The following is a 16104-nucleotide window of genomic DNA, read 5'->3' as shown; positions in this document are numbered from 1 at the left end:
GGGGACACGTGGGGGGACCCGTGGCCAAGCGCACCAGCAGTGTGCCTTTCGAGGCGGACCGCGAAGTGCCGGGCCTGATCGTGAAGTTCGGCCACTATCCACTGCATCACGGCGGGGTGGGTGCGATCCGGAGTCTGGGGCGCCTCGGCGTGCCGATGTATGCGATCACGGAGGACCGTTACACGCCGGCGGCCGCGTCCCGTTATCTGGAGCGCGCGTTCGTGTGGCCGACGACCGGCACGGAGGAACCCGGTCGACTGGTGGAGGGTCTGCTGCGCGTCGGGCGCCGTATCGGCCGGCCCGCCGTCCTCATCCCCACCGACGAGGAGGCCGCCGTCCTGATCGCCGAGCACCAGGACGTGCTCGGTTCCCGCTTCCTCTTCCCGCGTGTGGAACCGAAGTTGCCGCGTCGCCTCGCGAGCAAGCAGGGGCTGCACGAACTCTGTGTGGAACACGGCATCCCCAGCCCCGCGGCGGCCTTCCCGCAGTCGTACGACGACATCGTCGACTTCGCCGAGAAGGCCCGCTTCCCGATCGTGGCCAAGAACAGGGAGGCATTCGTACGGCGCTCCCGGCCGGCCGTCAACGGGACGACGAGGATCGCGACCCGCGAGGGGCTGCTCACGCTCGCCCGGGACTGGGGCGAGCACCCCGGGGTGATCCTCCAGGAGTATCTGCCGAGGGAGGACGCCGAGGACTGGATCGTGCACGCGTACTTCGACCAGGACTCGACCCCGCTCGCCATGTTCACCGGCGTGAAGGTGCGCTCCTGGCCGCCGCACGCGGGCATGACGGCAAATGCGTATGTCGTGGACAATCCGGAACTCGCGGACCTCGCCGCACGTTTCATCAAACAGATCGGCTTCACCGGAATCATCGACCTCGACCTGCGCTTCGACCGGCGCGACGGTCAGTACAAACTGCTCGACTTCAACCCCCGCATGGGCGCCCAGTTCCGGCTCTTCGAGAACGAGTCGGGGGTGGACGTGGTCCGCGCCATGCACCTCGACCTGACCGGCCGCTCCGTCCCGGAGGGGGAGCAGCGCGCCGGCCACCGGTACATCGTGGAGAACATCGACCTGCCCGCCCTCCTCGCCTACCGCCGCAGCGGCTATACGACGCCGCACGCACCGGCGCGGGCGAGCGGGACGGAGCTGGCCTGGCTCGCGGGTGACGACCTGCGGCCGTTCTTCACGATGCTGGCCCGCTTCGTGCGGCCGGGCGCGAAGCATCTGTATCAACTGTGGCGCACCAACCGGCGTGGCAGCAGCACCAGTAGCGGCAAGCAGTAACTCCAGCAGTGAGCAAGTAGCGCAAGGGGCACGCGAGTTCGAGCAGCGGCCCCAGCACGAAGTGACGAATTGACGTCCTGGGGAGGGACTTCGTGATTCAACCGGTAGCAGTCATCGGCGCCGGGCCGTTCGGCCTGTCCACCGCCGCGCATCTGCGGGCGCGTGGCATTCCGGTCCGTGTCTTCGGCGAGCCCATGGTCAGTTGGCGTGACCACATGCCCGCCGGGATGCTCCTGAAGTCGACTCCGGCCGCCTCCAGCCTCGACGCCCCGCAGCCAGGCCACAACCTCGTCGACTACTGCGACGCGGCCGGCATCCCCCGCCTGGTCACCGACGAGGACATCATCCCCGTGGAGACCTTCATCGCCTACGGCGAGTGGTTCCAGCAGAAGCTGGTGCCCGAGCTGGAGCGGGTGCGAGTCGTCTCCGTCGACCGGAAAGCGGATCGGAACGGGGACCGTGGCAAGGGCGGCGGCTTCGAACTCAAGCTGGACTCGGGGGAGTTGTTCACGGCGAGGGCGGTCGTGGTCGCGACCGGGCTGTACGGACTGGCCCACCTCCCGCCGGAGTTGGCCGCCGCGGCGGTCGACGGGCCCGCGCCCACCGGTCCCGTCTCGCACAGTTCCCAGCACCACGACCTGAGCGCGTTCAAGGGCAAGGAGCTGATCGTCGTCGGCGCCGGTCAATCCGCCCTGGAGACTGCGGTGTTGGCGGCGGAGGCGGGTGCGAACGTGCGGATCGTCTCGCGCGGGCACGGCCGGGTCGCCTTCGGCGCACCCCCGTGGAAGCAGCCGAAGCTGCGCCCCGAGTCGCCGTTCGGGCGGGCGTGGTCGCTGTGGGCGCTGAGTTACCACCCCCAGCCGTACCGCCACCTCCCCGAGCAGACCCGGCACTACCTGGTCCGCCGGGTGCTCGGGCCGCTCGGGGCGTGGTGGCTGCGCGAGCGGTTCGAGGGGAAGGTACAGGTCAGCGAGGTCGAGCGGATCGTACGGGCGGAGGCGGCAGGCGGCGCGGGCGCGGCGAACGGCGGCCCGGTGCTCACCGTCGCGACGCCGGGCGGGAGCACGCAGCAACTCACCGCCGATCACGTCATATCCGCGACGGGCTACCGGGTCGACATCGCGGCGATGGACTTCCTCGGGCACGAGCTGCGCACCCAGCTGGCGGTGAGCCGGGGCACGCCGAAACTCGGCGCCGGGTATGTGTCGTCCGTGCCGGGCGTGTACTTCACGGGGCTTCCGTCGGCGTCGTCGTACGGGCCGGTGATGCGGTTCGTGTGCGGGACGGAGTTCGCGTCGCCGAGGTTGGTGAAGCATCTGGCGGCAGCGCACGGGTAGTTGGCGACCGGGTGGTTGCGACGGGGGCTCAGCTCGTGACGGACCGGGCGACGCGGAAGCCCACGTCGTCCACCCGGAACGTCGGGTGGCTTCGGCGGCGTACGGAGGCGCGGCAGCTCCAGTGCTCGTCGAACCACCCGCCGCCGCGCAGGACGCGGTACGTGCCGTAGACCTCGGGGTCGTAGAGGTCCCAGCACCACTCCCACACGTTGCCCAGCATGTCGTGCAGGCCCCACGGGTTGGGGAGTCGGGCGCCCGGTTCGTGGGGGCGTTCGTCGGAGTTGCCGCGGTGCCAGGCGATGTCGTCGAGGGGGCCGTAGCGGGGGCCGCTCGTCCCCGCCCGGCACGCGTACTCCCACTCGGCTTCGGTGGGGAGGCGGTAGCCGTCGGTCGAGGGTCCCCGTAGGAGGGGTTCGCCTTCGGCGTCGAAGTCGTACGCCGGGGTCAACTCTTCTTGCTGGGACAGGGAGTTGCAGAAGAGGACCGCCTCCCGCCACGACACGGTCTCCACGGGGAGGTGGCCGCTGCCCTGTGCGGTGCTCGGGTGTTCGCCGGTGACCTGGGCGTACTGCTCCTGGGTGACGGGGAGGGTGCCGAGGTGGAAGGGGGCGAGGTCGACCGTCCAACTGCGTTGCGTGCGGCGGTCGGTGAGGGTGACCTGGCCGGGTGGGATCGGAGTGAGGTCGATGTGTGAGGGCGTGGCCATGCGTCAGGTCAGCTCCGTGAGCATCGGGCGTATGCGGGTGGCGAGTTCGGGGTCGGAGTGGTCGAGTTCCGCTGCCGTGGCGGTGATTGTCGCGGTGAGCGCGCGGCGGAGTTCGGGGGCCGTGAGGGAGCGGATGAGGGTGGATTCCAGTGGGGCGGTGATTTCGTCCGGGAGCAGGTGGGCGCCCTTCGAGTAGGCGGTGGGGAGGTCGAGGCGTAGGCAGGCCAGGGTGATCAGTTGGTCGCGCAGGGCGTTGATCCAGTGTGCTGCTTGCCAACTGCGGCCCCGTTCAAGGCAGATGTGGGCGTGCAGGGCGTGGTGCCAGGCGAAGCCGATCACGGTGTTGCGGTCGGGCGGGGGGAACGGCGGCTGGGCGTGCGGGGTGCCGAAGAGTGTTTGCCAGGCTGGACCCCGGGCGCCGAACTCCGTCTCCGGGGCGAAGGTGATGTCCAGCTCCACCCAGCCGGGCAGCAGGAACAGCCGGACGACGCTCGCACCCGGCACCGGCAGGTCCCAGTGGTGCCGGGTGTCGAACTCGCAGTAGATCCACGCCGTCCACCGGTTCACCGTCTCGGCGATGTCACCGTCGACCGCCAGCACGATGTCCGTGTCCGACCAGCGGTCGCCGGTGCCGGTGGCGTGCGAGCCGGTGTGGGCGAAGCCGGTGATCGAGTCGTCGGACTCGGCGCGGGCGAGGAGTCGGGCGCGGGTGCGGTCGCGTTGTTCGGGGGTGAACATGCCTCGATGATGCATTCCGAGGGGCCATGCGGGTGTGTGGGTGCGTGGCTGTTTTCCGTCGCGGAGGATGCGGTTTCGGCTGCTTCCCGTCGGATTTCCTGGTGCTTGCGTGCCAGTGCCCATCCTTGAGCCGCGGGGGACGGCGAGCGGAGGTGGGCGTGAGATGGGTTTCTCTGCGGCGGAGGAGCGGGACGGGTTCGATCCGGTGGTGTGTCTGGAGGAGCTTCTGGCGCCGTTGGGTCTTTCCACGGCTGACACCGGCGGTGAGGTGACGTTCGCGGGCCAGGACCCGATCGTGCCCGATCGGATTCGGCTGGGTGCCGCCATCGGTATCCCGATGATGGCCGCGGCGGTGGGTGCGGCGGCGCTGCACCGCATCCGGTCGGGCGTCGGACAGGACCTGCGTCTGGACCTGCGGCAGGCCATCCACCATGTCACCCCGCACGCCTTCTGGCATCCGACGCTGGCCGGTGAGCTGCCCGAGCACTCGCTGATCTTCGACAACCCGTTCCTGCTCGACAGTTACCGCACCCGGGACGGGCGGACCGTCATGGCGTCGGGTGTCTATCCGCATCTGGCGGCGAAGTGGTGCCGCTTCCTGGACGTTCCGCCGGACCGGGACAAGGTCGCCGCGGCGTTCGCGAAGTGGGACGCGTTCGAACTGGAAGAGGCGGCCAACGCTGTTGACCTGCCCCTGTGCGTGGCGCGCACCGCGCAGGAGTGGGCGGCACATCCGCAGGGTGCGCTGCTGGCTTCGCAGCCGGTCGTCGGGCTGGAGCGGATCGGCCCGGCCCCCGTGAAGAAATTCTCCGCCTCCGACCGCCCCCTGGACGGGGTCAAGGTGCTGTCGTTCACGCACGCGGTGGCGGGTCCGACCGTCGGCCGGACGATGGCGGAGCAGGGCGCCGACGTCCTGTGCGCGACCCGGGCCAACGACTACGAGCACGCCTTCATCTACACCCAGGCCAACATCGGATCGCGCAGCACGCTGCTGGACCTGAACTCGGAGAACGGCAGGCGGCTGGCCGAGGAACTGCTGGCCGAGGCCGACGTCGTGGTCAACAACCACCGCGGCGACAAGCTCGAACGGCTCGGGCTCGCCCCGGAGGAACTCGCCGAGCGCCACCCCGGCCTGGTGCAGGTGTCGGTCACCTGTTACGGCTCCCAGGGGCCGTGGTCCGCCCGCGGCGGTTTCGACATGAACGGTTCCGCCGCCTCCGGCCTCATGGCGGCAGCCGGGTCCGAGCAGGAACCGAAGCTGCCCGTCACCGGCATGATCAATGACTTCGTCACCGGCTACATGGGGGCCGTCGGCGCCACCGCCGGCCTGGTCAAACAGGCGACTGTGGGCGGGAGTTGGCATGTGACGGTGAACCTGACCCGCAACGCCATGTGGTATCTGACCCTGGGGCTGGTCGACCCGGCGCTGGCCGGCAGCGACGAGGAACACAGCCTGCGGGAGCCGAAGGCGTTCGACGCGGACACCCCGCTGGGCGCCCTGCACTTCCCCGCGCCGCAGGTCGAGTTCGGCCGGACTCCGCCCGCCTGGCCGGAGCCCGCGCTGGTGCCACGCGGTTCGAGCAGCCCCCAGTGGCGGTGAGCCCGGTGTCGCACGTCGTACGCGGGGAACTGACGGTGGACGGGCGCAGGCGCACCTACGTCGTGGTGACCGGCGGGTCCCCGTCGCCGGTGCCGCCGTCCGGACGGCCGCTGGTGGTGTTCTTCCACGGCACGGCCCAGACCGGTAACGGCATGCGCCACTTCAGCGGCGACTCCTTCGACGCACTGGCCTACCGCGCCGGAGCCGTCGTCGTGTATCCCGACGGTTACCGCCGGGACTGGAACGGCGCACGCGACATCGACACGCCCGCGCAACGGCACGGTGTCGACGACGTCGCCTTCTTTACGGCGCTGGTCGAGCAGATGGCCGTACGGCACGACGTCGACGCGGGTCGGGTCGTCACGGTCGGCTTCTCGCTGGGGGGCCAGATGGTGATGCGCCTGCTGCACGACGTACCGGAACGACTGGCCGCGGCCGCGATCATCAGCAGTACCCAGCCCGACGCCGCCCATTTCACCGCCGCACACCGCGGGCCGGACGCGAGCAGACCGGTTCCGCTGGTCCTGTTCCACGGCACCGCCGACCCGCTCGCCCCCTACCAGGGCGGCATCGTCAGCGTGCACGGCCTCTTCCCGCGCGGGCTGCACCTTTCGGCGCCCGATACGGCCGCGTACTACGCCGCCCGCAACGGCATCGCCGGGGCCCCGGTGAGCGAACCACTGCGGCAACCGGGTGGCGCGGAGGTGCCCGCCGTCACCGTGACGACCTACGGCGGGGACACCGACGCCCCGGTGGCGCTGTTCACCGTCCACGGCGGCGGGCACCAGGTGCACAACGCCGTTCGCGCACCGCTGCGGTGGCTGCTGGGTCCGGGGTGCCGCGGCCTTGTGTGCGCCGACGTGATCGCGCGGCGGTTCGCGCTGGTGCCGGGGTAGCCGGACCGGACCAAGATGGACCGCATGGACGAGAGCGGCAGCCACCGGATCGACGAGGACGACGTCGCCCTCATCGACGCCCTGCACGTCAATCCGCGTGCCAGCTTCGAACAGCTCGGCCCTGCCCTGGGCATGTCCGCGGTCACGGCCGGGCGGCGCTGGCGACGACTCACCCGGGCGGGCCTGGCCTGGATCTCCAGCGCGCCCGGCCCGGCGATGCCGCTGGCGAGCGCCGTGGTCGAGGTGGCCTGCGCACCGGGCGACGCCGCCGACGTCGCCAGGGCGCTGGCGGCCCGGCCGCAGGTCTTCAGCGTCCACCTGACCGCGGGCGGCCACGACATCTACGCCCTGGTGCTGGCCAAGGACACCGCGGCCATGGCACGTCTGCTCCTCGACGACATCGGTCGCGTCCCCGCGATACGGCAGCTCACGGTTCGCATCGCGACCCACGTGTTCAGCGGCGTGCACTGGCGCCTGGGGGCGATCGACCCCGAGGCCGTGGAAGCCCTGTCGTCCGCGGATTCCTCCGACCACGCCACGACGCGGGAGCCGAACGCATTCGACCAGGCCCTGTTCCTGGCCCTCCAGAGCGACGGACGCACGACCATCCGCGATCTGTCCCGCGACCTGGACCGGTCCGAGCGAGCGGTCACACGGCGCCTGGAGAGCCTGGTGCGCGCCGGAGTGCTCGCGTTCCGGACCGACTTCGTACGATCCGAGGGCGGCTGGCCCGCGCAGGTCGCGCTGTCCCTGCGGGTTCCCGACGAGTCGCTGCACGAGGTGGGCAGCCGGGTGGGCGCGTGGCCACAGACCCGGGTCTGCGCGGCCGTGATCGGGGCGGCCAACCTGTTCGTCACCGTGCAGCTCCACGATCTGCCGGCTCTCGAACCCCTGCTACGGCGCATCCGCGCGACCTGGCCGTCCGTCGAGGTGACAGACCGACAGGTCGTCCTACGCCCGGTCAAGTCTTGGGGCAGGCTTCTCGACACCGAAGGCCGCGCGATCGACACGGTCCCGGTCGATCCCTGGGCTTGAACACCGCGCAACGGAGGGAGAGTTGGGCGGTGGCGTCGTCGAGTACGGCGTTGTCAGTGGGGCAGGGCATGATCCGGTGGATGCGCTGCACGACGTGGACTTCGGATCGGATGTTCGTCGCCCGGCAGTGTGCGGCTGAACCACCGCTGCCGGGCGAGGAGTGGGAGACCGTGGTGGACGTGAGCATCTGTAGTACGAGTGGCCGCCTGCGGCTGTTCCAGTGGGGCGGAGGTCTGGAGAAGGACGCGGGGAACTTCGCGACGGCCGGGGCGGGTTGGTATCGCGTCCGCGTTCAGACAAGTGACGCGATGAAGGCGACGGGCCCGGCGGCGACACCCCGGTCGAAGAGCACTTCCTCAGCGTGTGGCCGGCGCCGCCCGAACCAGACACCGTGCACCGCGCGAACGACGCCTTCGCCCGCACGCACTATGACCCCGCGCGGGCTCCCGGCGAGCTATTCAGCCCTGAGTGCGACGCGGCTCTCCGAGTAGGGACGCTCGTTGAGGTGAGCGGTGACGTGATGGCCCTGGTCCGGGGGACCCTGCTGGGGAAGTGTGACAGTTTGGCAGAAAGTGTCACACTTTTCCGGGGTGGGTAGGGGTCAGGCTTCGGATGTGTACGTCACGAAGTCCGTCCAGGCGGCTGCCGTGACGGTGAACTGGGGGCCCTGGGTGTTGTGCTTGGAGTCGCGGATGTGGATGGTGGCGGGGGTGGTGGCCACTTCGACGCAGGAGTCGCCTTCGCTGCTACTGCTGTAGCTGCTCTTGAACCAGGCCAGTTCGGGCTCGCGGATCATGTTTCCCCCAGCAGTTGCTCGATGAAGGCCCTCGACTCACGCGGTGTGAGGGCCTCAGCCCGGATGATGCCATACCGCAGTTCAAGGATACGGAGCTGCCTGGGTTCGGAGACCGGCCGACCGTTTGCCACAGCCGGCGAGCGCCCTACCGCCGAGCCGTCGGCGAACTTCAGTACCTCGATGCCACCGGCCACTCCAGCGTGCTCTTCGCGGTCCATCGGCATCACCTGGAGGTCGACGTTCCTCAACTGTCCTGTATCCAGCAGATCTTCGAGTTGGCGGCGCAGTACCGCCTTGCCGCCGAGCGGACGTCGAAGCGTCCACTCCTCCAGGACGAAGCTGAGTTCAGGACCGGGGTCCCGCTTGAAGATCGCCTTGCGTGCCAGACGCGCGGCGATGTACCGCTCTACCTCGTCCTCGGTGTACGCGGGGCGCCTCATCAGAAGAAGGGTGCGTGCGTACTCCGGCGTCTGAAGCAACCCGTGGATGTTCAGGGGATCGTAGAGCTGGAGCTCGACCGCCTGCGCCTCCATCTTGGCCAGGGCTCGTACCTTCTTCGGGTACCGGACCCTCGCCACATCCTCCTTCATCGCGGAGATCAGTCCATCCGCCCTCAACACCTCCTCCGCCTTGTCCAGATACTCAGGCCGAGGAATCCGCTTCCCACCCTCGATCTTGTAGACGAGGTCTTCTCCGTACCCCACCACCACCGCGAAGTCCGGGACCCGCATCCCCGCAGCCTCGCGCCGCAGCCTCAACTGCCGCCCGACCGTCGCAAGGACCGCCAACCCCCACTCGTCGTCCGGGTCCACCTCCCAACCCGGCTCGTCCGCTTCGCCGTTGACCTGCTCCGGTTCCTTGTCCACGCTCGCCCCTCCGTCGTACGGCCGTGCCGCAACGCCCCCTACCCGTACGGTCCCTGTCGACAGCCTGGACATCACTGGACAAGCACCGGACAGTCACCGTACGGGTTGGACTAGTCACGGGTAGGCATTACGAGCGGTAACGGCCCAGCGTCCTCAACCCCGGCAGCGCCTTGTCCTGGAAGTCGAACAACGCCAGGTTCTCCCACGCGTTGCCGGACGTCGGATCCGCCGGGTCCCAGCCGTCACCGGCCCGATACGTCCACACGCCCTCCCAATAGCAGTAGCCCAGGCCCTTGTTGCCGGGAACGTTCGCCATCAGGTCCGCCACGGTCCGCAGCCACGCCGACTGGCCCGCCGGTGTCGCCGGATACCCCTCCGTCAGCTGCGACGCGTCGTACATGATGTCGTTCGTCGCGTCCTCGCTCTCCAACGTGAACGGGTACGCCGTCTCCGCGATCAGCACAGGCTTGTCGTAACGGGCCGCCAGATCCGCCAAGTTGGCCGCCGCCGCATCCGGGGTGCCGTGCCAGAACGGGTAGTACGACTGGGCGATGATGTCGAAGTCGACCCCGTCGGCCACCACGTTGTCGTACCACCAACGCGATGTGCCGTTGTCGCCGCCGGAGGCTATGTGGAGCATCGTGCGGATACGCGGGGTCGTGTCCCGGGCGGCATTCAGACCTGCCTTCAAGAACGTCGTCAGGTTGCCCCAACCCCCGCCGTCGTCACCCCAGTTCTTGCCGGTCGGCCAGAGCAGCCCGCCGTTGATCTCGTTGCCGATCTGGACCAGGTCGGCCGGGGTGCCCTGGCGGCACAACGCGCCCAGGACGTCCGCCGTGTGGTCGTAGACCGCCCTCGTCAGGCCCGCCACATCCAGGTCGGCCCAGGCCGCCGGCTTGGTCTGGTGGGCCGGGTCCGCCCACGTGTCGGAGTAGTGGAAGTCGACCCAGATGCCGATCCCCGCCCGGCGCAACCGCTTCGCCAACGGCAGGATGTGCTTCTTGTTGTTGTAACCGTCGGCCGGGTTCACCCAGACCTTGAGGCGGGCGTGGGTGACGCCCGCGTCCGCCAGGATGCGGATCGGATCGTCCCGGCGGCCGTCGGCCCGGCGGTAAATCGCCCCGTGCGCCTCGTCCTTGGGGAGGGACGAGATGTCCATCCCCCGGATCTCCAATCGCCGCCGGTCAGCGGCGACCGCGGGCACCGCGCCCAGCACCGGTACCGCGAGTGCCGCCGCTCCCGCCGCCGTAAGAACACTGCGTCTGCGCATCACGAAGTTCCCCTTCACTGAAAGAAGCAAAAGAAGTAACTGAGCCCCACCACGCGCCAGTTGGTCAGCGCGGGTCCCGGAAAACCTCCACCCCGCCCGGCGGGACCGCCGCCCGACTCCCGTCCGGCAGCACCACCTTCACCTCGCCCCCGGTGTGGTTCACCGCGAAGCGAAACGTCCCCGACTCGCCCTCCCGTACGACGAGTTCGACATCGCGGGGCAGATCGACCGGCGTGATCCCCGCGTCCGCGAGGGCGAGGTCGACGACGGCGGCCAGGTCGGCGCCCGTCAGCCGCGTCGCCAAGTACCAGGAAGCCCCCGACCCCAGCGCGTACCGGGTCAACGCGGGCCCTCCCGCCGTACGACCGTCCGCGAAGGCGGCGACCGTCTCGCACCCCTCACCCGGCACGACCACCTCGGACCACAGATCCGCCGCGTACAACGAGCCGTCCGCACCCCGCACGTTTACCGTCTCCCCGGGCAGCAACGGGTCGAACTCCTCGACCGTCAGCCCGAGTACATCCCGCAACGCCCCCGGATACGCGCCCGGATGCAGCGTGTCGTTCTCGTCGACGATCCCGGAGAAGAAGGAGACGAGCAGAGTCCCGCCCCGCGACACATACCGCTCCAGATCCGCCCCCACCCCCACCGGCGCCGCGTACAACTGCGGTACCACCAGCAGCGGATACCGCTCCGGGTCCAGGTCGGACAGCCCCGTCGGCGGCAGGAAGTCCACCGTCAAGTGCCGGTCGTACAGGGCCTCGTAGAACGAATCCAACCGTTCCCGCGCGTCCAGATCCTGACTCGGCCGCCACTCAAGGCTCTGCGCCCACCAGGAGTCCCACGACCAGACCATCGCCACGTCACCCCGGGTCCGCGTACCCCGTAGCTCCGCGAGGTCGGCGACACGCTTCCCGAGGTCGGTGACCTCACGCCAACCCCGGTTGTCCGTACCGGAGTTCGCCAGCATCGCCGTGTGGAACTTCTCCGCCCCCGACTGCGACTGCCGCCACTGGAAGAACATCGCGCCCTCGGAACCCCGGGCCACATGCCCGAGCGAGTTGCGCGCCATCTCACCGGGACGCTTCGCGGGGTTGTACGGCTGCCAGTTGACCCCGGACGTGGCGTGTTCCAGGAGCAGCCACGGGCCACCGCCCGCCACCGAGCGGGTCAAGTCCGCCGCCAGCGCCAGGTTCACGTGCGTGCGGCGGCCGTCGGTCATCAGGTAGTGGTCGTTGGTGACGAGGTCGACCTCCTTCGCCCAGGCCCAGTAGTCCACGGTCTGGCCCTGGCTCGGCGCGACCATGAAGTTGGTGGTGACGGGGACGCCGGGGGAGAGGCGGTGCAGGATGTCCCGCTCGGCGACGAAGTTGGCGCGGGCCTGGGCGTCGGCGAAGCGGTGGTAGTCGAGTTGCTGGGTGGGATTGCATACGGACGGGGTCGCCCGGGGCGGAGTGATCTCCTCCCAGTCGCCGTACTGCTGGCCCCAAAACGCCGTTCCCCAGGCGTGGTTGAGGGCATCGAGGGTGTCGTGGCGCTCGCGCAGCCAGCCCCGGAAAGCCGCCGCGCACACATCGCAGTAGCAGGCGAGGACGGGGGCGCCGTACTCGTTGTGGACGTGCCACAGGACCACGGCCGGGTGGCTGCCGTAGCGCTCGGCCAGCGCCCGCGTGATCGTGGCCGCGGCCGACCGATAGGCCGGGTTGGAGTGGCAGATCGCGCCCCGCGAGCCGAAGGCGAGGCGGACTCCCTCGCGCGTCACCGGGAGCGCGTCGGGGTGCGCGCGGTAGAACCACGCCGGCGGTACGACAGTCGGCGTGCCGAGGTTCACGGAGATCCCGGACGCGTGCAGCAGGCCCATCACCGTGTCCAGCCACTCCCAGTCGTACTCACCGGGACGCGGCTCCATCCGGGCCCAGGAGAAGACGCCGAGGGAGACCGCCGTGACCCCGGCCTCCCGCATCAGCCGTACGTCCTCCTCCCAGACCTCCTGCGGCCACTGCTCGGGGTTGTAGTCACCTCCGAAGGCGAGCGGCAGACGGTCGTGGGGGGCGGGGGACGGCATGGGTTCACTCCCGGGGATCGGAGGAGAAAGTCGGCTGTTTCTGTGATCGTGCACATGGATGGTTGCGGCGTCCATCCGTCAGCAACAAGTAGGTAACCCCACGGTTCATCCATTGACAAGGGTCCGAAACAATTCTCTACTGTGCACGGTCACAGAGCCGTGCGGAGCAGGTGGGACACCTCCGAGGCCGGCTCGCACTCAGTCAGGGGAGATGAAGATGTCGATCCACCGCCACCAGTTCAGCAGGCGCAGCATTCTTGCCGGGGCAGCAGCCGTAGGCCTCACGGGCACCCTCGCCGCCTGCGGCGGTTCCGACGACGACTCCGGCAAGAGCAGCGGGCCCGTCAAGCTCACCTACTGGGCCTGGGCGCCGAACATGGACAAGGTCGCCGCGATCTGGAACAAGAAGAACCCGGACATCACGGTCACGGTGTCCAAGCAGGCGGCCGGCAAGGACATCGTCTCCAAGCTGATCACCGCGAAGAAGGCGGGCAACGCCCCCGACCTGATCCAGGTCGAGTACCAGTCGCTGCCGACGCTGGTCTCGAACGACGTGCTCGCGGACATCTCGAAGTACGCGAAGTCCGCCAAGTCCGAGTTCGCCGAGGGACTTTGGAGCATGGTGACGCTCGGCACCGACGCGGTGTACGCGATACCGCAGGACTCCGGGCCGCTGATGTTCTTCTACCGCGAGGACCTGTTCAAGAAGCACAACCTGACCGTCCCGGCCACCTGGGACGACTTCGCCAAGACCGCCCGCGCCGCCAAGAAGGCGGTCCCGGACGCCTACTTGACGACGTTCTCCGCCAACGACCCTGGATTGTTCGCCGGGTTGGCGCAGCAGGCCGGTGCCAAGTGGTGGACCGTGGAGAGCGGCGGCAAGTGGACCGTCGGCATCGACGACGCGGCGACGAAGGAGGTCACCGACTTCTGGGGCGGCCTCGTCCAGGAGGGCGCGATCGACAACCAGCCGATGTACACGCCGGCTTGGAGCAGCGCCCTGAACAAGGGCACCCACCTCGGCTGGGTCTCCGCCGTGTGGGCGCCCGGCGTGCTGATCAGCTCGGCCCCCGACACCAAGGGCAAGTGGCGGATGGCGCCGCTGCCGCAGTGGAGCACGGGCGAGGACGTCACCGGCAGCTGGGGCGGCTCCTCCACCGGCGTCTCCACCGACTCCAAGCACGCCGAGGCCGCGGCCAAGTTCGCGACCTGGCTGAACACCGACGCGGAGGCGCTGGCCGCCCTGGTCAAGGAGGCCTCCATCTACCCGGCGGCCACCAAGGGCCAGTCCGGCTCGGTGCTGACGGCCCCCGCGTTCTTCCCGAACCAGACCGACTTCTACGACACGGCCGCGAAGATCGCCGCCACCACGGCCGCGTCCGCCTGGGGCCCGAACGTCCAGGTCGCCTACGACACCTTCAGCGACGCGTTCGGCAAGGCCACCAAGGCGAAGAAGGCGGCGCAGTTCGACACCGCGCTCGCCACCATGCAGTCGTCGACCTTCACCGACATGAAGAAGCAGGGCTTCAAGGTGACCGAGGCATGACCAGCACTCCGCTCAAGGGCGCCGACCGGTCGACGGTCGGGCCCTTGGCGGACGGCACCGCCGCCTCCGTCCGCCCCCGCCGCCTCCGTCGCCGTGGCCGCAGCGCGCCGTACTGGTTCCTCGTACCGGCCGTGCTCCTGTTCGCCGCCTTCACCGTCGTACCGATCGGGTACGCGGTGTGGCTCAGTCTCCACAAGGTCCAGGTCAAGGGCATCGGCCTCGGCAAGGGCGCCCGTCAGCAGGTCTGGAACGGCATCGGGAACTACACCGACGTCCTGCACGACTCCGAGTTCGGCCACAGCGTCCTGCGCGCCTTCGGCTACGGCCTGATCGTCATCCCCACGATGCTCGGTCTGGCGCTGGTCTTCGCGCTGATGCTGGACACCCCGCAGGCCCGCAGCGCCAAGTTCGCGCGCCTCGCGATCTTCCTGCCGTACGCCGTCCCCGGCATCATCGCCGCCCTGATGTGGGGCTTTCTGTACCTGCCGACGGTCAGCCCCTTCTACTACCTGCTGCGCGAGTTCAACCTCCCGCAGCCGGACCTGTTCGACGGCGGCAACCTGTACCTGTCCTTCGCGAACATCGCGGTATGGGGCGGCACGGGCTTCAACATGATCGTCATCTACACCGCCCTGCGCTCCATCCCGCAGGAGATCTACGAGGCCGCCCGCATCGACGGCGCGTCCGACCTGAAGATCGCCCTGCGGATCAAGATCCCGATCGTGATGCCGTCCCTCGTGCTCACGTTCTTCTTCTCGGTCATCGCCACGCTCCAGGTCTTCACCGAGCCCATGGCGCTCAGGCCGCTGACCAACGGCCTCTCCAGTTCCTGGAGTCCGCTGATGGCCATCTACGACGCCGCCTTCCTCAGGTCGGACATCTACGGCGCCTCCGCCACCGCCGTGGTGCTGGCCCTGGCGACCTTCGCGCTCTCCTTCACCCTGCTGCGCGTCTCCGACCGCTACACCCGGGAGGACCGGGCATGACCCCCCTCACCCTCACCGCCACCGACGCCCGCCCGGGCCCCGCGAAGCCGAAGCGCACCGCGTGGGTGCCGACCCTGGTGCTGGTCATCGGCTCGCTGTACTGCCTGATCCCCGTGGTCTGGGTGGTCATCGCGGCCAGCAAGGGCCGCGGCGAACTGTTCTCCACGTTCACCTTCGCCCCCGGCTCCGGCTTCCTCGACAACTTCAAGGACCTGAGCGCGTACCGCGACGGCATCTACTGGCAGTGGATGGTCAACTCCCTCTTCTACGCGGGCGGCGGCGCCCTGCTCTCCGCCGCGGTCTCGGCCGCCGGCGGCTACGCACTGGGCCGATTCGCCTTCAGGGGCCGGGAGTTCATCTTCAAGCTGATGCTGGCCGGCGTCCTCGTCCCGAGCATCGTGCTGACCGTCCCCCAGTACTTCCTCCTCTCCAAGCTGGGCCTGGCCGACTCGTACTGGTCGATGCTCCTGCCGTCGATCCTCTCGCCCTACGGCGTCTACCTCGTCCGTATCTACGCGGCCGCCTCCGTGCCCGCCGAACTCCTCGAAGCCGCCCGGATGGACGGCGCGAGCGAGTGGCGGATCTTCTCGCGGATCGCGGTGCCGATGATGATGCCGGGCCTCATCACGGTGTTCCTGTTCCAGTTCGTCGGCATCTGGAACAACTTCCTGCTGCCGTACGTGATGCTCGCGGACGACACCAAGTTCCCGCTCACACTGGGCCTTTACACCCTGCTCAACCAGGGCGCCTCACAGCCCGCGCTCTACACCCTGGTCATCATGGGCTGCTTCCTCGCGATCCTGCCGCTGATCGCGCTGTTCCTGGTGATCCAGCGCTTCTGGTCCCTGGACCTGCTGAGCGGATCGGTCAAGGCGTGAGCGCTCCGCTGGAAGGGCGGTGATGGGCCGTCGCTCGTCTGCCGCGCCGTCGTGGCTGGTCGCGCCCACGCGGCGGTAGCGGCAAATCAAACA

Annotated in this window: 14 protein-coding genes; 8 read left to right on the top strand and 6 right to left on the bottom strand. The window is 69.2% G+C overall.

The features are described 5' to 3' along the window. The first annotated feature begins 20 nt into the window (after positions 1–20). Together OG194_RS19230 and OG194_RS19225 are read left to right on the top strand one after the other, a co-directional pair. Positions 21–1292, top strand: a complete 1272-nt coding sequence (locus OG194_RS19230) for a carboxylate--amine ligase (protein ID WP_327402062.1) — start codon at positions 21–23, stop codon at positions 1290–1292. Positions 1293–1384: 92 nt separating this feature from the next. Then, positions 1385–2629: an NAD(P)-binding domain-containing protein gene (locus OG194_RS19225; RefSeq protein ID WP_327402061.1), complete on the top strand. Its 1245-nt coding sequence runs from the start codon at positions 1385–1387 to the stop codon at positions 2627–2629. Positions 2630–2657: 28 nt separating this feature from the next. Here OG194_RS19225 and OG194_RS19220 read toward each other — a convergent pair whose 3' ends face one another. Continuing rightward, complete coding sequence (locus tag OG194_RS19220; protein WP_327402060.1) at positions 2658–3335, bottom strand: formylglycine-generating enzyme family protein; 678 nt, start codon at positions 3333–3335, stop codon at positions 2658–2660. Positions 3336–3338: 3 nt separating this feature from the next. Then, entirely contained in the window at positions 3339–4073 is a 735-nt protein-coding gene (locus OG194_RS19215) for a hypothetical protein (protein WP_327402059.1), read from the bottom strand. A 163-nt stretch (positions 4074–4236) separates the two neighbouring features. Here OG194_RS19215 and OG194_RS19210 point away from each other — a divergent pair, with 163 nt between their 5' ends. Genes OG194_RS19210 through OG194_RS19200 form a run of 3 tightly spaced genes read left to right on the top strand, consistent with a single transcriptional unit; the run spans position 4237 to position 7604 of the window. After that, positions 4237–5673 carry a CoA transferase gene (locus tag OG194_RS19210; protein WP_327402058.1) on the top strand — a complete coding sequence of 479 codons (1437 nt, stop codon included), beginning with the start codon at positions 4237–4239 and terminating at the stop codon, positions 5671–5673. 5 nt (positions 5674–5678) lie between these two features. Continuing rightward, positions 5679–6569, top strand: a complete 891-nt coding sequence (locus tag OG194_RS19205; RefSeq protein ID WP_327402057.1) for an alpha/beta hydrolase family esterase — start codon at positions 5679–5681, stop codon at positions 6567–6569. 24 nt (positions 6570–6593) lie between these two features. Then, positions 6594–7604 (top strand): Lrp/AsnC family transcriptional regulator, encoded by a 1011-nt coding sequence (locus OG194_RS19200; protein WP_327402056.1) that lies wholly within the window; start codon positions 6594–6596, stop codon positions 7602–7604. A gap of 601 nt (positions 7605–8205) precedes the next feature. On the opposite strand, the gene OG194_RS19195 is transcribed toward OG194_RS19200, so the two are convergent. The 4 genes from OG194_RS19195 to OG194_RS19180 form a co-directional block, all read right to left on the bottom strand. Then, the gene (locus OG194_RS19195) at positions 8206–8400 is read right to left on the bottom strand and encodes a DUF397 domain-containing protein (protein ID WP_327402055.1); all 195 of its coding nucleotides are present in this window, start codon (positions 8398–8400) and stop codon (positions 8206–8208) included. Then, positions 8397–9266 carry a helix-turn-helix domain-containing protein gene (locus OG194_RS19190; protein WP_327402054.1) on the bottom strand — a complete coding sequence of 290 codons (870 nt, stop codon included), beginning with the start codon at positions 9264–9266 and terminating at the stop codon, positions 8397–8399. Before OG194_RS19190 ends, OG194_RS19195 begins: the two co-directional genes overlap by 4 nt. A gap of 127 nt (positions 9267–9393) precedes the next feature. Beyond that, entirely contained in the window at positions 9394–10536 is a 1143-nt protein-coding gene (locus OG194_RS19185; protein WP_327402053.1) for a glycoside hydrolase family 53 protein, read from the bottom strand. A gap of 64 nt (positions 10537–10600) precedes the next feature. After that, complete coding sequence (locus tag OG194_RS19180; RefSeq protein WP_327402052.1) at positions 10601–12601, bottom strand: beta-galactosidase; 2001 nt, start codon at positions 12599–12601, stop codon at positions 10601–10603. A 211-nt stretch (positions 12602–12812) separates the two neighbouring features. Between OG194_RS19180 and OG194_RS19175 the strand changes: the two genes are divergently transcribed. Genes OG194_RS19175 through OG194_RS19165 form a run of 3 tightly spaced genes read left to right on the top strand, consistent with a single transcriptional unit; the run spans position 12813 to position 16011 of the window. Then, positions 12813–14147 (top strand): ABC transporter substrate-binding protein, encoded by a 1335-nt coding sequence (locus tag OG194_RS19175; RefSeq protein ID WP_327402051.1) that lies wholly within the window; start codon positions 12813–12815, stop codon positions 14145–14147. Further along, positions 14144–15133, top strand: a complete 990-nt coding sequence (locus OG194_RS19170; RefSeq protein ID WP_327402050.1) for a carbohydrate ABC transporter permease — start codon at positions 14144–14146, stop codon at positions 15131–15133. The genes OG194_RS19175 and OG194_RS19170 overlap by 4 nt, the downstream gene beginning before the upstream one ends. Further along, on the top strand, positions 15130–16011 hold the full coding sequence (locus tag OG194_RS19165; RefSeq protein ID WP_327402049.1) for a carbohydrate ABC transporter permease: 882 nt from the start codon (positions 15130–15132) through the stop codon (positions 16009–16011). Before OG194_RS19170 ends, OG194_RS19165 begins: the two co-directional genes overlap by 4 nt. Positions 16012–16104 lie beyond the last annotated feature (93 nt).

It is taken from the genome of Streptomyces sp. NBC_01288 (assembly GCF_035982055.1).
Classification (GTDB): domain Bacteria; phylum Actinomycetota; class Actinomycetes; order Streptomycetales; family Streptomycetaceae; genus Streptomyces.
This window is presented reverse-complemented; position numbering and strand designations above follow the sequence as displayed.